The organism is Marinobacter algicola DG893 (assembly GCF_000170835.1).
Lineage (GTDB): Bacteria > Pseudomonadota > Gammaproteobacteria > Pseudomonadales > Oleiphilaceae > Marinobacter > Marinobacter algicola.
In genome coordinates, this window is record NZ_ABCP01000027.1 from 16097 (window position 1) to 38838 (window position 22742).

The 22742-nt window shown below is 56.5% G+C and carries 17 protein-coding genes; 9 read left to right on the top strand and 8 right to left on the bottom strand.

Annotation, left to right across the window (positions count from 1 at the left end; genetic code table 11):
* Positions 1 to 89 precede the first annotated feature (89 nt).
* Positions 90 to 2576 (top strand): penicillin-binding protein 1A, encoded by a 2487-nt coding sequence (locus MDG893_RS14785; RefSeq protein WP_040474653.1) that lies wholly within the window; start codon positions 90 to 92, stop codon positions 2574 to 2576.
* A gap of 100 nt (positions 2577 to 2676) precedes the next feature.
* Here the strand turns inward: MDG893_RS14785 and MDG893_RS14790 are convergent, their stop codons facing one another.
* Complete coding sequence (locus MDG893_RS14790; protein WP_007154618.1) at positions 2677 to 3942, bottom strand: malic enzyme-like NAD(P)-binding protein; 1266 nt, start codon at positions 3940 to 3942, stop codon at positions 2677 to 2679.
* Positions 3943 to 4173: 231 nt separating this feature from the next.
* Complete coding sequence (rpmE, locus tag MDG893_RS14795; protein ID WP_007154619.1) at positions 4174 to 4395, bottom strand: 50S ribosomal protein L31; 222 nt, start codon at positions 4393 to 4395, stop codon at positions 4174 to 4176.
* A gap of 260 nt (positions 4396 to 4655) precedes the next feature.
* Between rpmE and MDG893_RS14800 the strand changes: the two genes are divergently transcribed.
* The 6 genes from MDG893_RS14800 to hslU all read left to right on the top strand — a co-directional run bounded on the left by MDG893_RS14800 (position 4656) and on the right by hslU (position 12397).
* A complete protein-coding gene (locus MDG893_RS14800; RefSeq protein WP_007154620.1) occupies positions 4656 to 6836 on the top strand; it encodes a primosomal protein N' in 2181 nt (726 codons plus the stop codon).
* Between the two features lie 183 nt (positions 6837 to 7019).
* Positions 7020 to 7868: a hypothetical protein gene (locus MDG893_RS14805; protein WP_040474654.1), complete on the top strand. Its 849-nt coding sequence runs from the start codon at positions 7020 to 7022 to the stop codon at positions 7866 to 7868.
* A 183-nt stretch (positions 7869 to 8051) separates the two neighbouring features.
* The gene (gene argS / locus MDG893_RS14810) at positions 8052 to 9737 is read left to right on the top strand and encodes an arginine--tRNA ligase (protein ID WP_007154622.1); all 1686 of its coding nucleotides are present in this window, start codon (positions 8052 to 8054) and stop codon (positions 9735 to 9737) included.
* Positions 9738 to 9792: 55 nt separating this feature from the next.
* On the top strand, positions 9793 to 10428 hold the full coding sequence (locus tag MDG893_RS14815) for an SPOR domain-containing protein (RefSeq protein ID WP_007154623.1): 636 nt from the start codon (positions 9793 to 9795) through the stop codon (positions 10426 to 10428).
* Between the two features lie 97 nt (positions 10429 to 10525).
* Positions 10526 to 11056 (top strand): ATP-dependent protease subunit HslV, encoded by a 531-nt coding sequence (hslV, locus tag MDG893_RS14820; protein ID WP_007154624.1) that lies wholly within the window; start codon positions 10526 to 10528, stop codon positions 11054 to 11056.
* A gap of 12 nt (positions 11057 to 11068) precedes the next feature.
* Complete coding sequence (hslU, locus tag MDG893_RS14825; protein WP_040474655.1) at positions 11069 to 12397, top strand: ATP-dependent protease ATPase subunit HslU; 1329 nt, start codon at positions 11069 to 11071, stop codon at positions 12395 to 12397.
* A 93-nt stretch (positions 12398 to 12490) separates the two neighbouring features.
* Here the strand turns inward: hslU and MDG893_RS14830 are convergent, their stop codons facing one another.
* The 3 genes from MDG893_RS14830 to MDG893_RS14840 all read right to left on the bottom strand — a co-directional run bounded on the left by MDG893_RS14830 (position 12491) and on the right by MDG893_RS14840 (position 16686).
* Positions 12491 to 13735: a patatin-like phospholipase family protein gene (locus MDG893_RS14830; protein WP_007154626.1), complete on the bottom strand. Its 1245-nt coding sequence runs from the start codon at positions 13733 to 13735 to the stop codon at positions 12491 to 12493.
* Between the two features lie 98 nt (positions 13736 to 13833).
* Positions 13834 to 16140 carry a phosphoenolpyruvate--protein phosphotransferase gene (gene ptsP, locus MDG893_RS14835; protein ID WP_007154627.1) on the bottom strand — a complete coding sequence of 769 codons (2307 nt, stop codon included), beginning with the start codon at positions 16138 to 16140 and terminating at the stop codon, positions 13834 to 13836.
* A 15-nt stretch (positions 16141 to 16155) separates the two neighbouring features.
* Positions 16156 to 16686, bottom strand: a complete 531-nt coding sequence (locus MDG893_RS14840) for an RNA pyrophosphohydrolase (RefSeq protein ID WP_007154628.1) — start codon at positions 16684 to 16686, stop codon at positions 16156 to 16158.
* 174 nt (positions 16687 to 16860) lie between these two features.
* On the opposite strand from MDG893_RS14840, the gene MDG893_RS14845 reads away from it, so the two are divergent.
* Complete coding sequence (locus MDG893_RS14845) at positions 16861 to 17517, top strand: histidinol-phosphatase (RefSeq protein WP_007154629.1); 657 nt, start codon at positions 16861 to 16863, stop codon at positions 17515 to 17517.
* A gap of 49 nt (positions 17518 to 17566) precedes the next feature.
* On the opposite strand, the gene MDG893_RS14850 is transcribed toward MDG893_RS14845, so the two are convergent.
* From MDG893_RS14850 to MDG893_RS14860, 3 genes are all read right to left on the bottom strand, one after another.
* Positions 17567 to 18763, bottom strand: a complete 1197-nt coding sequence (locus tag MDG893_RS14850; RefSeq protein WP_007154630.1) for a class I SAM-dependent rRNA methyltransferase — start codon at positions 18761 to 18763, stop codon at positions 17567 to 17569.
* A 200-nt stretch (positions 18764 to 18963) separates the two neighbouring features.
* The gene (gcvH, locus tag MDG893_RS14855; RefSeq protein WP_040474656.1) at positions 18964 to 19356 is read right to left on the bottom strand and encodes a glycine cleavage system protein GcvH; all 393 of its coding nucleotides are present in this window, start codon (positions 19354 to 19356) and stop codon (positions 18964 to 18966) included.
* Positions 19357 to 19449: 93 nt separating this feature from the next.
* Positions 19450 to 20346 (bottom strand): LysR family transcriptional regulator, encoded by an 897-nt coding sequence (locus tag MDG893_RS14860; RefSeq protein WP_007154632.1) that lies wholly within the window; start codon positions 20344 to 20346, stop codon positions 19450 to 19452.
* A gap of 113 nt (positions 20347 to 20459) precedes the next feature.
* On the opposite strand from MDG893_RS14860, the gene metE reads away from it, so the two are divergent.
* Complete coding sequence (metE, locus tag MDG893_RS14865; protein WP_007154633.1) at positions 20460 to 22733, top strand: 5-methyltetrahydropteroyltriglutamate--homocysteine S-methyltransferase; 2274 nt, start codon at positions 20460 to 20462, stop codon at positions 22731 to 22733.
* The last annotated feature ends 9 nt before the right edge of the window (positions 22734 to 22742 follow it).

A 22742-nucleotide genomic window follows, 5' to 3' on the forward strand; every position in this document is an offset into this window, starting at 1 on the left:
TTGAGAAGCATTGCACCCGGGAAGCGGCTAGCCCTTCCTAAAGCAATTTCTCAAATGATAGACCTATATCCAACAGTTGTCAGAAAAAAATGTCTCATTTGTTGCGTACATCTCGCCTGTTTGCATGGCTCTTTCTCACTGGACTCAGTCTCGCCACAATCGTGGCGTCAGGATTTTACCTTTATCTCCGCCCCGGTTTGCCTCCTGTGGAGCAACTCCTGGACATCAAATTGCAGACCCCATTGAGGGTCTACAGCGCAGACGACAAATTAATAGCAGAATTCGGTGAAAAGAGAAGGGCACCGGTCACAATAGAACAGATCCCTACAATTCAGTTACATGCCTTTATGGCAGCCGAAGACGCCCGTTTTTACGAACACTTCGGGGTCGACATTAAAGGCCTGATGCGGGCTGCCATCGAACTGGTTTCCACCGGAGAGATCCAGTCCGGTGGCAGTACCATCACAATGCAGGTTGCAAAAAATTACTTTTTGTCACGCGATCGGACGTTTATTCGCAAGTTCAACGAGATACTTCTTGCTCTTCAGATCGAGCGTGAACTGGATAAAAACCGCATCATGGAGCTCTACCTCAACAAGATTTACCTGGGCAATCGCGCTTATGGCATTGCTGCCGCCGCCCAGGTGTATTACGACAAACCCGTGACCGAGCTTTCTCTGGCAGAAATGGCCATGCTTGCCGGGCTGCCAAAAGCTCCCTCAGCCTATAACCCCCTGGCAAACCCCGAACGGGCACAGATTCGCCGTAACTGGATACTTGGTCGCATGCGCGACCTTCAATACATCACCAATGACGCCTATGAACTTGCGACCAATGCTCCGCTGACTGCAAGCTTTAACGCACCATCTACCGAGGTTGATGCCGACCACGTTGCTGAAATGGCCCGGGCCGAGCTGGTCAGGCGATTCGGCGATGCTGCCTACACCGACGGCTATGAAGTCAAGCTGACCGTTGAAAGCAAGAAGCAACAGGAAGCGACCAGAGCCCTGAGAGCAGGATTGGAGGCCTACGACCAACGCCACGGCTTCCGCGGCCCCATTGGGCGGGTGGACGAAGAACAACTTGCTCCCGACAACCTCGCCAATCTGATGGCAAATTACCCCCGCGTAGCCGAACTCGTGCCGGCAGCTGTAACCCGGGTAAGAGACGAAGACAGTGAAGTTGATCTATACGCCCGCCAGCTTGGCGAATCCGTAATGGCATTCTCCACAATGACCTGGGCAAAACGATACAAAACCGAAAACCTGACCGGGCCTGAGCCAGAAAAACCATCCGACGTGGTCGCTGTGGGTGACATCGTTTACGTAAAACCCATGGTAGTAATGACCCCTGAGCAGCCAGACGAATCCGGCTCCGAGAAGCACAGCGATGAACAACAACCCCTGGATATCGCCGATATCAGGCGCGTTGCTCTATCGCAGGTACCCGAAGTACAGGGCGCGCTGATTTCCCTTGACGCAAGAACCGGCGCCATTGAAGCACTCGCCGGCGGATACAGCTTCAGCCAGAACAAATACAATCGCGCCACCCAGGCGCGGAGACAGCCTGGCTCAACCTTCAAGCCATTCCTGTACCTGAGCGCGCTTGAAAGCGGCATGACACCCGCAACCATCTACAACGATGCACCGATTGTGTTTGACGACTCCGAACTGGAAACCACATGGCGCCCACAGAACTCATCAGGACAATTTTACGGCCCTACTCGCCTGAGAGAAGCCCTTTACCGGTCCCGCAACCTGGTGTCAGTGCGCCTACTTCGGGATCTGGGCATCCAGAACACCATAGACTACCTTGAGCAACTCCAGATCCCCACTGAGGACATGCAAAAAGACCTGTCGCTCTCATTGGGCAGCGGACTCCTGACACCGATGGACCTGGCCCGGGGGTTCGCAGTGATCGCCAACGGCGGCTACGATGTCGAGCCCTATCTCATCAGCCAGATTTCGGATATCAACGACGAAACAATCTTCGAAGCGCCTGACGTCAAACTCTGCGATGAAAACTGCACTGAGAAACAGGAGAACAACTCCGACGACGAGAAAGAAATTCGCGTTGCCAGGCGCCTGGCTGATGAGCGCTCCGTATATATCCTGCACTCAATGATGCGGGACGTGATCAGACGGGGCACCGGCCGCCGTGCTCAGGCCCTGGGGCGGGATGATATCAGCGGCAAAACCGGCACCACCAATGAACAGAGAGACACTTGGTTCGGCGGCTTCAACCATGACGTCGCCACCACTGTATGGGTTGGTTTTGACCAACCACAACCCCTCGGTCGTCGAGAGTTCGGCGCCAGCACTGCCCTACCCGTATGGATTGATTACATGAAAGTGGCCCTAGAGGGCGAGCCACCATCGTTGATGGCGCGCCCCAACGGCATCGTTAACATCCGCATCGACCCGGAAACAGGCAGGCGCGCAAGACCGGGACAAGAAGGCGCCATGTTCGAAATATTCCGCGAGGAGGATGCTCCGCCACCGCTTGACCCGCAGGACGAGTCTTCGGGCGGCAGCAACAATGGCAGTAACGATGACCTGTCGAGACAGATATTCTGACACCAGAAAACCGGGCAGAAAAACTCCCTCGACCACAAAAAAACCGGCGACTTAACAATCGCCGGTTTTTTTATTTCCCGAAATTCAATTGGACTCTATATCAGATGATATCGTCCATTGATTTCAGCGGGTAATGGGCCGGATAACCGTTGCGGGCTACGCCTGAGTCGACCGCCGCGCGCGCAACTGCCGCTGGAACAACTTCCAGCAGGCGCACGTCCATCGGCTTGGGAATGATGTACTCCCGGCCAAACTCAAAGCTTGCAACGTCATACGCTTCACAGATCTCCTGCGGAACCGGCTCTTTCGCCAACTCGCGAATCGCGTGAACCGCAGCCACTTTCATTTCTTCGTTGATCGCGGTTGCTCTCACATCCAGAGCACCACGGAAAATGAATGGGAAGCCAAGAACGTTGTTCACCTGGTTCGGATAGTCCGAGCGGCCCGTCGCCATGACCAGGTCATCACGTGTGGCCAGCGCCACTTCAGGGCTGATTTCAGGATCTGGGTTAGAGCAGGCGAATACAATCGGATTCGGAGCCATGAGCTTTAGCTGCTCAGCACTCAACAGATCCGGGCCGGACAGACCAAGAAACACATCAGCACCGTCCATAGCGTCGTCAAGCGTGCGCTTGTCTGTCTCGTTGGCAAACATCGCTTTGTACTGGTTCAGGTCATCGCGGCCGGAATGAATCACACCCTTGCGGTCCAGCATGTAAATGTTCTCGGACCGAACGCCACAGCTGATCAGCAGCTTCATGCAAGCGATAGCCGCAGCGCCAGCTCCGAGGCAAACCACTTTGGCTTCATCGATTTTCTTACCCTGCAACTCAAGGGCATTAATCATGCCCGCAGCTGTCACAATCGCAGTACCATGCTGATCATCATGGAAGATGGGCACACTGCACTTTTCGATCAGCGCGCGTTCGATTTCGAAGCACTCAGGGGCCTTGATATCCTCAAGGTTGATACCACCGAAGGTATCAGCAATACGCTCTACCGTTTCAATAAAAGCCTGGGGACTCTCGGAATTGACCTCGATATCGAACACATCAATTCCAGCAAAGCGCTTGAACAGTACGCCTTTGCCTTCCATAACCGGCTTGCTCGCCAGGGGACCGAGATTACCCAGACCAAGGATTGCAGTGCCGTCTGAAATCACGGCTACCAGGTTACCCTTGGCGGTGTACTTGTAAGCGTTCTCGGGGTCCTTAGCGATCTCGCGGACCGGCTCGGCAACCCCGGGGCTGTACGCCAGCGAAAGGTCGCGGGAGGTCTTGGTGGGCTTGGTGATTTCCACACTCAGCTTACCAGGCCGCGGCTTGGCGTGGTATTCAAGGGCTGCTTCTTTCAGATCTTGAGACATTGCCACTGTTCCGTTTGTCACGTTTAAGAGGTAATAAGCCACCGGGCCTTGCCCAGCGGAGCGCGACATTATGGCTCGAAGGGCAGCATCAGACAAGGCCAGATTGACCATTTGTCAATCAGTCAATACGGCTTTTTGCGTATACATTCACAACAGGCGCGCCCTTCAGGACGAGCCTGCAGATACAAAAAAAGCGCCTCGCAAGGCGCTTTTTCGCAATCAACATTCGGATCAGGCTTTCTTGCCACCGATGCGACCACCGAAACGCTTCTGGAAACGGTCGATACGGCCACCGGTATCCATCACTTTCTGCTTGCCTGTGTAGAACGGGTGACACTGGGAGCATACATCCAGAGTCAGGTCCTGAGTGAACGTGGAACGGGTCTTGAGAACATTACCGCAGGAACAGGTAGCAGTAATCTCGGCATACTTGGGGTGAATACCTTCTTTCATGGCGAACCTCTATCGGTCATGCCGCTACCAGATCACGGGATTGTCGGCGTTTCTAAACAACCCGGGTGTCGGGCACCGCATGTTTGAATCAATTGAGAAGACGGGGCACAATCATGCCCTGCCGGAAACAGACCGCGAATCTTACTTGCAAATGCGGTATCAGGCAAGCCCCGGACCGTCTTATCATCCCGCCCGACACGGGACACGCCGGATTGCAGCCCTTCAAAAGGATAGGCAGATACCGTGACACCTTCATCGCCATGGAGCCACATGTGCCCCGAACTGCGCGTATAGCATTGAACCGCCCTATCCGGCGGCTGTTCGATTACCTGCTGCCAGATCACATGACGTTGCAGCGAGGCCAGCGTGTAACGGTTCCCTTCGGACGACAATCAGCTACCGGACTGGTGGTCGAAACAGACGCACAACCACCGGAGGGCATTACCCTTAAACCAGTCCGATCCGCTGCCGAGGCATGGCCGGCACTGCCCCCGGAAACCTTCCGCCTTCTCAGCTGGGCGTCTGATTACTATCAGCACCCGCTGGGTGAATGCCTTTTTACCGCGCTACCGCCAGCGCTTCGTCGCGGCAGGCCTGCCGTGGAAAAGGTAGAACCTTACTGGCAAGCCTGCGGCGATCCAGCGCTGCTCCCCGGTAACGCAAAGCGACAGAAGGAACTGCTGGCATGGCTGAAGCGCCAACCCGGAGGCGCTGGCAGCAAACAGATTGTGCGAGCTGGTTTCACACAGTCGCAAATTCGAAGCCTTCAGGAGAAAGAACTGATCCGCGAGACCACGCCACCCTCCACAGATGGTGCAACAGAGGAAACCCGGAATCGTATCCCCGTGCTGTCTCCGGCCCAACAAGAAGCTGCCGACCAACTTCCATCGCCTGATGACGGCTTCACCACAACACTCCTGTTCGGAATCACAGGCAGCGGGAAAACCGAGCTTTATCTGCATTACCTCAAGACTCATCTGGACGATAATCATCAGGCGCTCGTTCTGGTACCTGAGATCAACCTGACGCCACAGACCGTAGCCCGTTTCCAATACTATTTCGGATCGCGTATCGCGGTGTGGCACTCAGCACTAAAAGACAGCGAACGACTCTCAACCTGGTTGAGAATTCGCAATGGCGAACCAGTGATACTGATCGGCACTCGCTCAGCTGTACTGCTCCCCTTCACTAACCTGAAGACCATCGTCGTGGATGAGGAACACGACAGCTCCTATAAACAGGGAGAGGGATTCCGCTATTCTGGCAGGGACACAGCGATCTATCGCGCCCACCTGAACAACTGCCCCGTTATTCTTGGTTCTGCGACCCCCTCCATGGAGTCCTACCATAATGCCCTGACCGGCAAATACACCCTGGTTCGGCTTGAGGAGCGCGCAGGCAATGCCAAACTACCAACAATCAAGTTACTGGACATCCGCAGCCGCCCCCTGGAAGGCGGACTTTCACGCCCGGCGATAAGCGCCATCGAGAAATGCCTGAACGCCGGACAGCAAGCTTTGGTGTATGTAAATCGCCGAGGGTTTGCCCCAATCATGATGTGTTTCGACTGCGGCCACATGGTTGAATGCCCTCGCTGCGACACACGCCTGACTTACCACCGCCGCGACCGGGCCATGCGCTGCCACCATTGTGACTTCCAGACCGCCGCAACGGACCACTGCCCAAAATGCGACAGTGAGGCATTCAAGCCAGTCGGCCAAGGCACTGAAAGAAGCGAAGACGTATTGGCAGCACAGTTTCCTGACATCCCCGTCGTGCGGGTTGATCGAGACAGCACTCAACGTAAAGGCAGCATTCAGGGTATTCTCGATACAGTGAACAGCGGCAGCCCCTGTATACTGGTAGGTACGCAGATGCTGGCCAAAGGCCACGACTTCCCGAACGTGACGCTGGTGGTTGTCGTCAACGCCGATGGCGGCCTATTCAGTGTGGACTTTCGCGCCCCCGAGCAATTGATTCAAACCCTGCTGCAGGTTAGCGGACGGGCCGGTCGCGGGGAAAAAACCGGGGAAGTACTGGTGCAGACCTGCCATAGCGACCACCCACTGCTGCGTTCATTAGCCGTGGGCTACTATCTACCTGTCGCTGACCAGTTGCTTGCCGAACGAGAAACGGGCCAACTCCCACCCTACCGGGCAATGGCGATACTTCGGGCCGAGTCGGACGTCATGTCATCGAGCCTCAAACTGCTTGACGACATGAAATCAAAGGCATCGGACTGCGGCATTGAGTCCTGGGGACCGTTACCAGCACTGATAGCGCGCAGGGCCGATCGGCACAGAGCCCAATTGATTATGGTCTCAAATAACCGAGTGCGACTAAACCGTCAACTGGCATTACTTTGCCAGGATCTTGACCTGATGAGGCTTCCCGCGGATGTTAAATGGGCCATCGACGTCGATCCACTGGAAACCGGGTAACCCGCCAGAACTGCGACAACGACGGCATTTTTGCAATATTTTACAACCCGCTAATGGATCGAGTATTTCTTAGCCATCGAAGCCTGCTAACATGCATGTATTACATTGAGCTTGGCCAGTATCGGGATGGCGAACAAAACGTCGACACGAAGTAAAAACAACACAATGAGATTGGAGCTTTAAATGTCAGGGATGGTGCTCAGTACACGCTTACCTCTTGTTGCGGCTTGCCTTTTGATCACAGCCTGTGGTGGCGACGAGAACTCCCAGCCACTCGCTGACGGAAGCAACCCCACGGCACTGGCTGAAGGTGGTGCCTGGTCTACCCCTCTGGTCGACGGTACGAACGGCTCCTCGGACAGCCTGGGAAGTGCCAATGATGGTGGCGATACAGGCCTCAGACCTGGCGTCTACTTAACCGACATTACCTCTAATACCGGCGGTTCCGATGAAGCTGTCACCTGGATAAGCGGCTCTGGTCGTTTTGTGACCGCCATCAACTCGGTTAATTCTGTATTTGGCAATGTTGAAGCAGACTCTGAAGGCACCCGACTCAGCGGAAGTGCAGCCAACCTGTTTTACACCGACCAGTGGAATCGGGCGGAGGGTAGCCTCAACGGAATTGTGGAAGACTCTCAAAGCCTCAGCTACAGCGTCAGCGGGGATTACAATGCCAGCGCGGCCCTGATAAGACTGGTCGATCTGAGTAACGAATCAATCTCGCCAGGCATCCTGTCTGATTCCTACCTCTCCCTTGATCAAACAACGACGTTCACGATCGGAAGCCAAGGCGGCCTATCCGGATCGGATTCGACTGGCTGTGTATTTGATGGGCAGATTTCGATCCAATCCTCGAACGTTAACGTTTTTGACGTTACCTTCGATGCCACCAACTGCGGACCCACATCTATCTCATCGCCGTCCGAACGCAATGGACGCTATAACGGCTTGGGCTCCTACGACAGCATTAACTTCCGAATAAGCTTCATGAGCGCCAACGGTACGGTCATCCTTCCTTTCCAGGGAGACTGAAGCCGCACTTACCTGACTGGACCATCGCCCCCAGCATTTTCAACTCGGGATAATAACGACGGGTTCCAAGCAGCGTAATTTGAGTCGCCCGCACCTTTCCGCGATAATAGCTGCCTTCAAACCTCCGGTGGGCCGCTTTCCGCCGTTCTTACATTTCTCCTGTAGACCGAGTCATCCGACAGCATGAAAGAGACCGTATCCGAACTTCTCCAGTCTGCGCTGGCGACCCTGCAATCTGAAGGCACCTTGCCAGCAGATCAAACCTTTACACCACAGGTAGGCAACACCAAGGACAAATCCCACGGTGACTACGCCTGCAACATTGCTCTGGTCGCATCGAAGGCGGCGGGTTGCCCGCCACGAAAGCTGGCAGAGGCATTGGTGGAACGGTTGCCGGACAGCAGCGCTGTCGAGAAAGTTGAAATTGCAGGCCCCGGTTTTATCAACTTTTTCATGAGCACTGCCAGCGCCTTTGAGGTGGTCAACACCATTCTCGACAACGCCGGGCAGTACGGTCGCAATAACAACGGCAAGGGCGAGAAGGTCCAGGTGGAGTTTGTCTCCGCCAACCCAACTGGCCCCCTGCACGTGGGCCATGGCCGTGGCGCAGCGATTGGCGACTGCCTTAGCCGCCTGCTGGAAGCCAACGGTTACGACGTCACCCGTGAGTTTTATTACAACGATGCGGGCGCTCAGATCAACAACCTGGCGCTTTCAGTGCAGTCACGGGTGAAAGGGCTGACACCAGACGACGAAAACTGGCCTGCCGATGGCTACCGCGGCGACTACATCACCGATGTGGCCAATGCCTACCTCGCCGGCGAAACCGTTACCGCGGACGACCGGGAAGTCACTGGTAAAGCCGATCCGGAGGATCAACAAGCCATCCAGGAATTTGCCGTTGCCTACCTGCGTCGTGAGCAGGACCTGGATCTGAAAGCCTTTGGCGTGGAATTCGACGTGTATTTCCTCGAGTCATCGTTGTATGAAGACGGCAAGGTAGAAGAAACCGTGGAGCGCCTGCAGGAAAACGGCTATACCTACGAACACGATGGCGCCATGTGGTTAAAAACCACCGAATTCGGTGACGACAAAGACCGCGTAATGCGCAAGAAAGACGGCGGCTACACCTATTTCCTGCCGGACGTGGCCTACCACCTGGACAAGTGGCAACGGGGTTTTACCACGGTTATCAATGAGCAGGGTGCCGATCACCACTCTACCGTCACCCGTGTTCGTGCCGGCCTGCAAGCGCTGAGCGCTAGTATCCCCAAGGGATGGCCGGACTACGTTCTCCACCAGATGGTGATGGTGACCCGGTCTGGGCAGGAAGTTAAGATTTCCAAGCGCGCGGGCAGTTACGTCACCGTCCGCGACCTGATCGACGAAGTGGGCCGCGATGCTACCCGTTTTTTCCTTGCTGCTCGCAGAGTCGACTCTCAGTTGACCTTCGACATCGATCTGGCCCGCTCCCAGACCAATGAAAATCCGGTCTATTACATCCAGTATGCCCATGCACGTATTTGCAGCGTGCTTAGAAAGCTGAAAGAAGAAGGGGTTGAACGCGGTCTGAACGAATGCGTGGGCGACCTGTCCTTGCTGACACTCGACGAGGAAAAGGATTTGGCCAACCAACTGGCCAAGTACCCTGAATTGATAGAAAGCTCAGCCAAATTGCGGGAACCACATCACCTGACGCACTATCTCAGGGATCTTGCCGGGCAGTTCCACACCTACTACAACGCCCACAAAGTTCTGATCGAAGATACAGCGATTAGGGATGCTCGCGTTTCACTGTACCTTGCCGTGCGGCAGGTGATCGCCAATGGTCTCGACCTGCTTGGCGTGAGCGCTCCCGATGAAATGTAGCAAGTCAGACTTAATAATCTGAATATTCAGGCACGCAACAGGAACTAACCCGGCCATGTCCCGAGACTATGCCCGCAAATCCAGACCGGCCAACAAACCGGCAACATCCACAAAATCCGCGAGGCCTGCGCGTAAGCAAACGCAGCCTCCAAAACGCCCTGCCGCCGCCAAATCACAGCGGGGCGGCTTGTCATTGAAGTGGATTCTGTCACTGGCAGCCGTGGGTGGCTTTATCGGCTTTATTGCCTATCTCAATTCACTCCCCACATCCGAGCCTCGCCAGGGTGAAAAAGGCACAGCAGCCGAATCGCCTGCTGCTGCAAAGGAGAAGCCACCGGAAACCGCCGCAAAAGAAAAACCCGGCTTTCGCTTTTACGACATGCTTCCAGACTCGGAGGTGGTTCCTCCCGAGGTCGAGGAATATACCCCAGGGCCGGGACAGCAAACGTTTGATTACCTGGTGCAGACCGGGTCTTTCCGCCAACAGCAGGATGCGGAGAGGCAGCGGGCCGAAATCGCGTTCCAAGGCCTCCGCGCCCAGGTCAAACGCATTGATCTCGACAGCGGAAGCATCTGGTACCGCGTCAATGTGGGCCCCTTCACCTCTCGCAGCCAGATGAATGCAGCCATCGACAAGCTGGTCAACCTCAATATCCAGCCTCTGGTCAGGAAGATTCCCAAGGAGGGCTAAGTCGCCCTCCTGACTCTCTTTCCTCCCGCCCTTGAAAACCGGCCCCCCGCCTCCATAACTGCTGAATACTGTTTTCTATCAGGCAAGTGGAGCCAGAATGACTACCATACTTTCTGTCAGGCGTGACGACGAAGTGGCCATGGGTGGCGACGGCCAGGTCTCCCTCGGCAATACTGTAATGAAGGGCAATGCCCGCAAGGTTCGCCGACTCTATAACGACAAGGTGCTGGCCGGTTTTGCGGGTGGTACCGCCGACGCGTTCACCCTATTCGAGCGCTTTGAAGCCCAACTCGAGAAACACCAGGGTAATCTTACGCGGGCCGCTGTCGAACTGGCCAAAGACTGGCGAACGGACCGGGCTCTACGCCGGCTGGAAGCTCTGTTGGCCGTTGCCGACAAGACCGCGTCACTGATCATCACCGGCAACGGCGATGTTATCGAACCAGAACAGGGGTTGATCGCGATCGGCTCCGGCGGTCCGTTTGCACAGGCGTCCGCAAGAGCCCTGCTGGAAAACACCGACCTGAAAGCCAACGAGATTGTGGAGAAGGGCCTGGATATCGCGGCCGACATCTGCATCTACACCAACCACAATCGCACCCTCGAAGTGCTCTCAGCCAACGATTGATTCGGAGCTAGCATGTCTGCAATGACCCCCCGTGAGATTGTCCACGAGCTCAACAAACACATCGTGGGCCAGGAAGAGGCCAAGCGTTCCGTAGCCATCGCCCTGCGCAATCGCTGGCGCAGGATGCAGCTGGACAGTGGTCTGCGCGAGGAGATCACACCGAAAAACATCCTCATGATCGGCCCCACTGGTGTTGGCAAAACTGAAATCGCACGCCGTCTCGCCAAACTGGCTGACGCCCCTTTCCTGAAAGTGGAAGCGACCAAGTTTACCGAAGTGGGCTATGTGGGCCGTGATGTCGAATCCATTATCCGTGATCTGGCGGACATGGCCATCAAGATGCTGCGCGAGAAGGAAATGAAACGCCACGAGCATCGCGCCATGGATGCAGCCGAGGAACGTATTCTGGATGCCCTTATCCCGCCACCCCGGGACTTCAAGGAAGACAGCCAGAAAACCGAAGACTCTTCCACCCGCCAGCTGTTCCGCAAGAAACTGCGTGAGGGCGAGCTGGACGACAAGGAAATCGAAATCGACCTGCGCAACAGCGGCGCGGGCGTTGAAATCATGGCACCTCCCGGCATGGAGGAGATGACCAGCCAGCTACAGAACATGTTCTCGAGCATGTCCTCTGATAAGCGCAAGACCCGCAAGATGAAGGTTGCTGACGCCATGAAGCACGTTCGCGACGAGGAAGCCGCCAAGCTGGTCAACGAAGAAGAAATCAAGCAAAAAGCCATTCAGACCGTCGAGCAGAATGGCATCGTCTTCATCGACGAAATCGACAAGGTGGCCAAGCGCTCCGAGAACACCTCATCCGATGTGTCCCGGGAAGGCGTGCAACGGGACCTGCTGCCCCTGATCGAAGGCAGCACCGTCAGCACCAAGTATGGTTCCGTGCGAACGGATCACATCCTGTTTATCGCGTCCGGCGCGTTTCACCTGTCGAAGCCGTCTGACCTGATCCCGGAATTACAGGGCCGCCTGCCGATCCGTGTTGAGCTGCAGGCACTGACCCCGGATGACTTCAAGCGCATCCTCACGGAGCCAGATTCCTCTCTGGTACAACAGTACGAAGCCCTGATGGGCACAGAGGGCGTCAAACTGACCTTCACAGAGGACGCCATCGCGCGTATTGCCGAGGTTGCCTACAAGGTCAACGAAACCACGGAAAATATCGGTGCAAGACGCCTACATACGGTACTGGAACGACTGCTGGAAAGTCTGTCTTACGAGGCGGGTGATCAGGTCACCGACAGCTTCGAGGTTACCGCGGCGTTTGTGGACGAGAAGCTGGGTGAGTTGGCTGAAGACGAAGACCTGAGCCGCTATATCCTGTGACCCGCAAGGGCTGGAAGGCCCGAATGTACCCGATTGGGGGGCGCGTTCTTCGCGCGCCCTCCTAGCTCCCTCCAGATTGCTGAATCACGCCCACTACAGCGCCTTGCTGAACAGCTCCGACACATTGTCAAAGCCGGTTGCCAGCTTTCCTTTCTGAGCTCGTTTCTTGCGGCCTTTCGCCACATAGAGGGGAAGCATCTCACCGTACAGGCTGGTACTGATGGTCCGCTGCTCGTCTTCCAGGCGATCCCGACGCAGACGAATACCATACTTCGCCAGCTTCGGCTCCAGCTCGTCCGCGCGGTTCAGCAGATCGCGCCGCGTCATCTGGTAGGCATGCTCACATACCATTCGACGGGACTGGAAACTGAACACATTGGAGAAGAACAGCTTGGCATCGTCACGGGTCGGCTCAAACAGCAGGATATCCTTGTCCGGGTAATCCCGGGTGTACTGCGCAATGCCCGACTGCATCCGTGAGTACACCATGGTGCGGAACATCTGGGACAGCAGGTTGGGCATACCTGACCGGGTCAGTTCACCCGGCCCCATGGTACCGGCCCGCACAGCAGAACTCGCATCAATGGGAACCTGTGGATTGACCGCAAAAACCAGATCCGCACCATCCTCAAACGCCACAGACGCGTGCAGTCCCTTTCTCAGGGTGCCATCCACGTAGTAGCGCCCGTCAATGGTGACGGGAACATAGATACCCGGAGACGATGTACTCGCCTGGATAGCCTTTGAAATAGGCACGTGATCAAAACCGGGGGCACCAAAGCAGACCGCCTCGGTGCTTTCCACATCCGCCGCAACGATGTACAGACTGCGCTTGAGCTGCCGGAAATCGTTGGTCCGCCCCAGCATGGTGAAGGCCCGCTGCAGATACTCATGCAAGCCTTCATTATCAAAAAGGCCTGCAGGTGCGGCCTGCGCGAGGATCGTCAGAGCTTCCAGCAAGCTCTGGTCATAAGGGTTATTCACAAACCGCCGCACTGCCGTCGTCACCAAACCCGGAACCGCCAGCAGGCGACTGCCCAGCTCCCGGAAGGCCGGGCGATAGAACACTTCCGGATGGAAGGGGTGTACTTCCGCTTCATTGCGCACGAAAATCCGACACAACTGGGCGGTGGTCATCTGGTTGGCCAGATTAGCCGCAACAAAAGAGCCGGCATTCACCCCCACGTAGACATCAATATTATTAAAATCGAGGCCATCCAACGCCTCATCCAGCGCGCGCAATGCCCCGATTTCATAGATACCTCCCAGCGGGCCACCGCCGCCGAGGGCAAGGCCGATGCGAGGTTCGGGCTTAATCGCTGTTGTGGTTGCCGTCATTCAATATCCCCATGCGGGTGCGGTTGGCTTATTGTTTTTAACACTAGCAGCCAGTTTTAGAGTACACACCCTATATAGGACCAATTGGCCATACGCCTTCACGAAAGGGCCTTTTCGGTATGGGCAATGGCGCTGGACTTGCCCGGGCGCAGATAGCGGCCAAATCCGGCATTGCGCAGGGCCAGATCCACGCAGCTTTTTATAACGTGCGGCGAATCCAGCAACAACACATCCTCAAGCAGCTGTGCGGACCATTCGCGGCTAACACTGCGAATGACAGATTTGACCTTCGGCAGGCTGGCGGCGTTCATGGACAGGGAATCGTAGCCCATCGCCATCAACAGCAGTGCGCCGCCAGGGTCACCCGCCAGTTCACCACAAATACCGACGGGCTTGCCCACCGCATGGGCGTCCTGGGCCACGCGCACCAGCGCCTGCAACACGGCGGGATGATAGGAATGATACAGCTGCGCGACCCTGGGATTGTTGCGATCCACCGCCAGCAAGTATTGGGTCAGGTCGTTGGAGCCAACGGAGAGAAAATCGACGCGATCCGCCAGCTCTCGAATCTGATACACCGCCGCCGGAATCTCCACCATTACCCCGACCTTGGGCATATGGATATTGTAACCTTCCTCCCTGACCTCATGATAAACCCGGTAAATCAGGTGTAGGGACTCCTCCACTTCTGAAATATTGCTGATCATCGGCAGCATGATCTGCAGATTGTTCAGACCCTCACTCGCCTTGAGCATTGCCCGCACCTGCACCAGGAATATCTCTGGATGGTCCAGAGTTACCCGGATACCGCGCCAGCCGAGAAACGGGTTCTCTTCCTGTATCGGGAAGTACGTCAGCGCCTTGTCGCCGCCGATGTCCAGCGTACGCATGGTGACAGGGTTCGGGGCAAAGGCTTCCAGTTGCTCTCGGTAGTATTCGCGTTGCTCCTGTTCCGACGGGAATCGGTCCTTGATCATAAACGGGACTTCGGTGCGGTACAGACCGATACCTTCGGCACCGTGGCTCAGAGAACGCACCACATCGGTCATCAAACCGGTATTCACCAGCAGTGATACCCGATGGTTATCCGTGGTTTCGCAAGGCAGGTCCCGCAGGGCTTCCAGCCCTTTGACCAACTCGTCTTCCTCGTCACAGATTTCCTGGTAGAAGTTCCTCAGGTCCGTGGAGGGTGACGCAAAAATCTGCCCTTCAAAGCCATCAACAATCAGGTCCTTGCCATCCAGTTGGTTGACCGGAATATCCACAAGCCCCATGACGGTGGGAACACCCATGGCACGGGCCAGGATGGCAACGTGGGAGTTGCTGGAGCCCTTAACCGACACCAAACCGACCAGTTGCCCCTTGGGAACCTCTCCGAGCATGGCCGGTGTCAGTTCTTCACTGACAAGGACAGTGTTCTCAGGATAGACCGTGTCTTTCTGCTCACCTTCCTGCAAGTGGGACAACAAACGGCGGCCGAGGTCGCGGATGTCCACAGCCCGTTCCTGCAGGTAGTGATCGTCCATCATTTCAAAGTGGCGAACGTACTGCTGAACCACCTGTTTCAGTGCACCCTGGGCCCAGAAGCCTTCCTTGATTCGGTTGCCCACCTCACCCGGCATTGCGTCATCGCCAAGCATACGCAAATAGACATCGAACAGAGCCTGCTCTTCCGGGCGAAGCTGGGAAGCAAGCCGGGCCGCTACCCGCTCAATGTCTTCCCGAACCGCTGTTACCGCTCCGTCGAACAGAGACAACTCCAGTTCAACATCATCCGTGGGCTTTTCCGGCACCACGTCCAGGTCCGCTGCCGGATAGACCACTACACCCTTACCGATGGCCACGCCCGGAGCGCCCGGCACACCGCTGAAACTCACATCGGTAGCCTCTTCACCCGTCAGGGAGAGACCACTTATAGCACCGGTCGCCTCACTGTGAGCGATCACACCGGCCAACTGTGCCGAAACAGTTACCAGGAACGCCTCTTCACCCTCGTCAAAGCAGCGCGAACTTTCCCGCTGCTGAACAACAAGAACGCCAAGAACCCGGCGATGGTGAATGATGGGAACACCCAGGAACGAGCGGAAACGCTCTTCGCCGGTTTCAGGAAAGTAACGGTAGCGGGGATGGGACGGAGCATCTTCAAGGTTGATAGGCTCCTCCCGGGAGCCAACCAGACCAATCAGGCCTTCGGAATAAGCCAGGCTGACCTGCCCTACTGCTTGCTGATACAAGCCTTCCGTGGCCATCAAAATGTAGCGATTCGTAGCTGGATCAAGCAGATAGACCGAGCAAACCTCAGTATCCATGGCTTTCTGCACCCGCGAAACAATGACATCCAGCGCCTCCTGCAAATCGCGGGCGCTGTTTACCTCTTGTACAAGACTTCGCAGTATGCTCAGCATGGCGGGTTCAATCCGTCATTTCTGTGTGTCCTTCGCGCGTCGGGAAGGCTCGCTCTGGCGCCACTGTTCCATGTTGTAAAACAGCCGCGGCGCGAGCTCTCGCAGCGCACGTCGATAGACCTCGCGTTTGAACGAGACGACCTGCCCAAGCGGGTACCAGTAGCTAACCCACTGCCAGCCGTCGAATTCCGGCGAGTCCGTGCCGTCTACGCGCACCTGCGCATCCGGCGAAAGCATCCTCAGCAGGAACCATTTCTGTTTTTGTCCCACACAGACCGGGTGCGAATTGTGCCGCACCATCCTGCGAGGGAGGCGGTACCTCAGCCAGCCACGAGTACAGCTGATGATTTCCACATCGTCTGTGCCGAGGCCAATTTCCTCTGCCAGCTCCCTGTAGAGAGCCTCCTCCGGTGATTCGTTGCGGTTGATACCACCTTGAGGGAACTGCCAGGAGTCCTGCCCGATTCGCCTTGCCCAGAGGACTTCCCCCCTGTGATTGGCCAGAATGATTCCGACGTTGGGTCTGAAACCGTCTGAATCGATCACGGCACAGTCCTCTTAAAAGTCGGTTGGCCGGATTAAAAATTCACCGGCCGGATTTATCCAAGTTGCTCTCATTCTTACAGAATCCCAAGGCTTCGGCAAACGAAGCCGACGGCGGCGCGTCATGCTAGACTATCGCGCCTGTGACAGTCGTCGTTTTTGCCGGAGGTATACAAGTTGACGCTCGCAATTTTTGATCTTGATAACACCTTGCTCGCAGGAGACAGTGACCATGCCTGGGGGGAGTTCCTGGTGGAGGAATCCATCGTGGATGCGGAAGAATACCGGCAGGCGAACGACCGCTTCTATGAGGACTATCTGAATGGCGAGCTGGACATCATGCGCTACCTGAGCTTTGCCCTTCAGCCTCTTGCGCGGCATGACACGGAACAGCTGCTGGCCTGGCGCGATCAGTTTATGGCGAAAAAAATCCAGCCTATGATGCTTGCCAAGGCCAAGGCATTGCTGGATAGCCACCGGGCCGAAGGCCACACGCTGATGATCATCACCGCGACCAACCGGTTTGTGACCGAGCCGGTGGCAGAACTGCTGGGCATTGGACATCTGATAGCCACTGAACCAGAGATGGTCAATGGGCGTTATACGGGAGAGGTTGCAGGTATTCCCAGCTTTCAGGACGGGAAGGTAGCCCGCCTGAATGATTGGCTGGAATCAACCGGGGAAAGCCTTGAAGGCGCGTGGTTCTACAGCGACTCCCACAACGATGCGCCTCTACTACGCAAAGTCGAAAATCCGGTAGCGGTAGACCCGGACCCGACGCTTGAAAACATTGCGAAAGAAAATGGCTGGAAGATTATGAGCCTTCGCGGGTAACTATCTGCCTATGTGCCCGGGAAGGCCCCAGGGAGGGAGTGCCCGGACCTCAAAGAAACCCAGTCAACGACCGAACAAAACAGCTTTTAATATAATCCGTCTCCGGAATCCCCGGTACTACCGGATGATCCGGCGCTTGGTGGCCTTGTTCCAATAACTGAACAAACCGGTCAATTTTGCGACCACTACTACGGATAATATCCGTCAGCTTCTCTTGGGACAGATGCATAGAGCAGGAAGCCGACACCAGTAGTCCATCCCGATCAAGCAGCCGAAGTCCCAACTGGTTCAGGCGGGCATAAGCCTCTTCCCCAGCCTTCTGGTCACGCCGCCGGGGGATCAGTGCCGGTGGGTCCAGCACAACAATGTCGAACTTTTCCTTCTCATCGCACAGCGCTTTCAGGGCGTCGAAGGCATCACCCTCTATCGTCTCGATGTTATCAAGGCCATTGATCTTCGCATTGTGATGAACGGAATCGATGGCACCCGCGGAGCTGTCTACACAGGTCACCTGCGTAGCCCCGGCACAAGCCGCCTGGATCCCCCAGCCACCCACATAGCTGAACACATCCAGCACGCGCTTGCCCGGCGCATAGGCCTGAAGGCGCTGCCGGTTCATGCGGTGATCATAGAACCACCCCGTTTTCTGTCCTCCCTCCATGGGGACTTCAAAGCGCACGCCATTTTCCTCAACCGGCAGGAGATCAATCTCCGGGCCATGGGCCTGCTCAATGTAGGTATCCAACCCCTCCACCTTACGCATCTTGCCGTCGTTCTTGAGGATAATCGCCCGCGGATGCGCCAACCTCTGAACCGCACGAACAATCGACTCCTTCATCTGCTCCATACCGGCCGTGGAAATCTGAACCACTACCACATCATCAAACCGATCAATCACCAGCCCGGAAAGCCCGTCACTGTCACCAAACACCCAGCGATAAAACGGCTTATCAAACAACCGCTCCCGCAACGCCAGCGCCGTCTCCACCCGCTCGGTAAGCCTTTGCGGCGTCATGCCATGGGCGGCATTCCGGCTGATCAGCCGGCCACAGATTAGCGCATGCGGGTTTACAAACACCGTTCCCATGGGTTTATCGTTGGCCGCGCGCAGTTCAGCCTGGGCTCCGGCTTCAAACTCGGTCAGCGGGGAGCGATGGGTATCCACTTCATTGCTGTAGACCCACAGATGGCCGGCTCTCAAACGGCGCTCGGCGCCTTTACGTAAATATAAGACCGGGAAATTCATAACAACCACCTGTCAGAGTTGGGAAAAAGCGCAAATTATACATTAAGTGTCGGCGCGGGCAGCCGAACTATGGGAGGGAGTGGGCAGGGCTGCCCAAAACTGTGCGGAGCCATGGATGGCGGAGCTCAAGCGTACAGGGACGTATTTACAGCGTGTTTTGGGCAGCCCTGACCGCTCGCTCTTCCACCATCCGCACAAAATTATTCCTCGGCAGCAACATGCTCCGCATAAGCCGCAGCATCCATCAGGCCATCCAACTCACCGGCATCCGCCAACCGCACCCGGAACAACCAGCCATCACCATAAGGATCCTCATTCACCTTCTCAGGCTCATCCTCAAGGCTCTCATTGACCTCAATCACCTCACCGGTCACCGGACTAAACACATCTGACGCCGACTTCACCGACTCGGCAACTCCCGCCTCTTCAGCACCAGTTACCGTCGAACCCACATCCGGAACACCGATAAAAACGATATCCCCCAGCTGATCCTGGGCAAAGTCCGTAATACCAATGGTTGCGGTGCCGTCATCGGCCACACGCACCCACTGGTGAGTCTCAATGTATTTCAGATCCGTGGGTGTTTCGCTCATGGTCAGATATCCCCGATGAATAATTTCGCGCATTTTAACCGAAGAACGACGCCCCCGCGAACATCTCAACCAAAGTTGCAACCCATTCCGGCTTCAAATCAGTCCCCAGGTTGTCTCCCGCGCCATCTCCATGAACGACTGAAGATAGGCCACATCCACATCCCGCTCACGGAGGCCCAGGAAAATCTGCTTATCAATACCCTCTCGACCAAGCCGTACCGGGCTGATCGGCATCTGATGGGCGTACTCTTCCACCAGCCAACGGGGCAGTGCCGATACCCCCCGCCCTGCCGCGACCATTTGCAGCATGATGTCCGTGGTTTCAATGGTCTTATGCCGTGCCGGGCTGCTGTGGGCCGGCACCAGAAACCGGGTATAGATGTCCAGCCGCTCGGCATCCACCGGATAGGTAATCAGGGTCTCACTTTCAAGATCAGATGGCTCAGCCCAAGGCCTGGAGGCCAGTGGGTGATCGCTCGGCACTACGAGAACCTGCTCGTAATCAAAGACCGGCTCGTACACGAGCCCCTTGCGGTGCAATGGGTCCGGCGTCACCAACACATCGATGTCGTAGCCAAACAAAGCACCGATACCGCCAAACTGGAAGCGCTGCTTCACATCCACATCCACGCCGGGCCATTCCTCAAGATACGGCCCGACCACCTTGAGCAACCACTGGTAACAGGGGTGACATTCCATACCAATTCGCAGACTGCCCCGTTGCCCTCGGGCAATCTGACCCACCAATTCCTCGGCATGCTCGAACTGCGGCAACAAACGATTCGCGAGTGACAGCAAATACAACCCGGATTGAGTTGGCCGCAGTTTACGGCCTTCACGCACCCATACGGGCGTTCCCAACTGTTGCTCCAGCTTCTTCATGGCATGACTGAGGGCAGACTGGGTGAGGCAAAGGGCGTCCGCCGCCGCCGTCAATGAGCCGCTCCGATCCACTTCACGGACGATCTCCAGATGATTGCGCTCGATCATTGGCCGGCCTTACTTGAAAAACATTCATGGATTCATGAGATTTTACCATTATTTTTCATGACAGATTAGCACTAGCCTTGATGACCCGACTGAATGACGACAGGAGATTCATCATGGTAACCACCCATAACCTGGGCTTTCCCAGGATTGGCGAACGTCGCGAACTCAAATTTGCCCTTGAGGGCTATTGGAAAGGCGAGTTAAGCGAAGACAACCTACAGCAAACCGCAGCCGAGCTCCGCGCCAGCAACTGGCGACACCAGCGCCCCCTCACGCTGGCGCCGGTCGGCGACTTCTCGCTCTACGACCAGGTACTGGACATGAGCGCCACACTCGGCAACCTGCCAAAGCGCTCAGGCAAGGCCGATGACCACGAACTGGCCCGCTACTTCCGCATTGCCCGTGGCCGCTCTCCAGCGGACGACGATTGCTGTGGCGTGCATGCCGGAGAAATGACCAAATGGTTCGACACCAACTACCACTATATTGTCCCGGAGTTTGGCGCGGATACACAGTTCACCCTGAATCCATCGCGCTTACTGGAACAACTGGCCGAAGCCAAAGCCGCGGGCGTTAACGCCAAGCCGGTTATCATCGGCCCTGTCACCTATCTCTGGCTTGGCAAATCCAAGGACGATACAGACCGGCTCAGCCTGCTGGATGACTTACTGCCGGTCTATGCTGAGCTGTTACAGCTTCTTGCCGACAATGGCGCAGAGTGGGTGCAGATTGACGAGCCAATCCTGGTCACAGAATTGGGAGGCGACTGGCGGCACGCCCTGAACCTGGCTTACCACAACCTCAAGGCAAGCCCGGTAAAACTGTTGCTGACCACCTATTTCGGCCAATTGCGGGAAAACCTGCAACTGGCCTGTGAACTACCGGTTGCCGGCCTGCACCTGGATGCGACAAACGCCCGTGACGAAGTATCCCGCGTGACTGACTGGCTGCCGGGGCACAAGGTACTCTCACTGGGCGTGATTGACGGCCGCAATATCTGGAAGACAGACCTGCAGGCAACCCTCGACTGGCTCGAACCGGTCTACCAGACGCTGCAAGAACGGCTGTGGATAGCGCCATCCTGCTCGCTTCTCCATGCGCCGGTGGACCTGAACAACGAAACCACCATGGACCCGGAAATACGCTCCTGGCTGGCCTTTGCGCGGCAAAAGCTGGAAGAACTGCAGTTGCTGGCAACGGCGCTTACCGATGGTAAGGATTCAGTGGCCAGGGAACTGAAGAGCAATGCAGACGCCATACTCAGCCGCAGGAACTCAACCCGCGTGACGGACCCACAGGTTCGCAAGGCTGTCGCGGCGATCACGCCTGAGCTGGGTCAACGCAAGAGCCGCTACCAGCAGCGCTCAGCGATCCAGGCAAGCCACCTGAAGCTGCCGCGCTACCCCACAACCACCATCGGCTCGTTCCCCCAGACCAAGGATATCCGCCAAACGCGGCTCAAGTTTCGCAAGGGCGAACTCGCACCAGAGGAATACCAGGACCGAATCCGCACAGAAATCCGCCACTGCGTCCAAGAGCAGGAACAACTGGGGCTGGACGTGCTGGTCCACGGCGAGGCGGAACGTAACGACATGGTGGAGTACTTCGGCGAGCAACTGGAAGGCTACGTGTTCAGCCGCTTCGGCTGGGTACAGTCCTACGGTTCCCGCTGCGTGAAACCACCCATCCTGTTCGGCGATATCTCCCGGCCCAAAGCCATGACCGTGAAATGGATCCGTTACGCCCAGTCGCTGACAAACAAGCCCCTGAAAGGGATGCTCACCGGCCCGGTCACCATCCTGAACTGGTCTTTCGTGCGCGACGACCAGCCCCGGAAAGACACCTGTCTGCAACTGGCACTGGCCATCCGCGAGGAAGTACTGGACTTGGAACAGGCTGGCGTGAACATCATCCAGATTGACGAAGCCGCCCTGCGAGAAGGTCTGCCCTTGCGCCAGAGCGACTGGCAGACCTATCTCGACTGGGCCATCGAAGCCTTCCGGATTACGTCCAACGGCGTGAAGGACGACACTCAGATACACACCCATATGTGTTATTCGGAATTCAACGACATCATCGAAGCCATCGCCCGCATGGACGCCGATGTCATCACCATTGAAACCTCCCGGTCTGACATGGAACTGCTGGATGCATTCAAGGGCTTCCAGTACCCCAACGACATCGGCCCCGGCGTTTACGACATTCACTCACCCAACGTGCCGGGTACCGAGCAGATCGTGTCGCTGATGAACAAGGCTGCAGAGCGGATCCCCGCCGAGCGGCTGTGGATCAACCCGGACTGCGGGCTGAAAACCCGGTCTTGGGAGGAGGTGATTCCGGCGCTCAAGGGGATGGTGGCTGCGGCTCGGGAGTTGCGGGAGGCTTAGTATTCTGAG

Excerpts from the sequence above, each read along its gene's own strand:
- MDG893_RS14785 (WP_040474653.1), top strand. The coding sequence starts at position 90 with ATGTCTCATTTGTTGCGTACATCTCGCCTGTTTGCATGGCTCTTTCTC.
- MDG893_RS14790 (WP_007154618.1), bottom strand. The coding sequence starts at position 3,942 with ATGTCTCAAGATCTGAAAGAAGCAGCCCTTGAATACCACGCCAAGCCG.
- rpmE (WP_007154619.1), bottom strand. The coding sequence starts at position 4,395 with ATGAAAGAAGGTATTCACCCCAAGTATGCCGAGATTACTGCTACCTGT.
- MDG893_RS14800 (WP_007154620.1), top strand. The coding sequence starts at position 4,656 with ATGGAGCCACATGTGCCCCGAACTGCGCGTATAGCATTGAACCGCCCT.
- MDG893_RS14805 (WP_040474654.1), top strand. The coding sequence starts at position 7,020 with ATGTCAGGGATGGTGCTCAGTACACGCTTACCTCTTGTTGCGGCTTGC.
- argS (WP_007154622.1), top strand. The coding sequence starts at position 8,052 with ATGAAAGAGACCGTATCCGAACTTCTCCAGTCTGCGCTGGCGACCCTG.
- MDG893_RS14815 (WP_007154623.1), top strand. The coding sequence starts at position 9,793 with ATGTCCCGAGACTATGCCCGCAAATCCAGACCGGCCAACAAACCGGCA.
- hslV (WP_007154624.1), top strand. The coding sequence starts at position 10,526 with ATGACTACCATACTTTCTGTCAGGCGTGACGACGAAGTGGCCATGGGT.
- hslU (WP_040474655.1), top strand. The coding sequence starts at position 11,069 with ATGTCTGCAATGACCCCCCGTGAGATTGTCCACGAGCTCAACAAACAC.
- MDG893_RS14830 (WP_007154626.1), bottom strand. The coding sequence starts at position 13,735 with ATGACGGCAACCACAACAGCGATTAAGCCCGAACCTCGCATCGGCCTT.
- ptsP (WP_007154627.1), bottom strand. The coding sequence starts at position 16,140 with ATGCTGAGCATACTGCGAAGTCTTGTACAAGAGGTAAACAGCGCCCGC.
- MDG893_RS14850 (WP_007154630.1), bottom strand. The coding sequence starts at position 18,763 with ATGAATTTCCCGGTCTTATATTTACGTAAAGGCGCCGAGCGCCGTTTG.
- gcvH (WP_040474656.1), bottom strand. The coding sequence starts at position 19,356 with ATGAGCGAAACACCCACGGATCTGAAATACATTGAGACTCACCAGTGG.
- MDG893_RS14860 (WP_007154632.1), bottom strand. The coding sequence starts at position 20,346 with ATGATCGAGCGCAATCATCTGGAGATCGTCCGTGAAGTGGATCGGAGC.
- metE (WP_007154633.1), top strand. The coding sequence starts at position 20,460 with ATGGTAACCACCCATAACCTGGGCTTTCCCAGGATTGGCGAACGTCGC.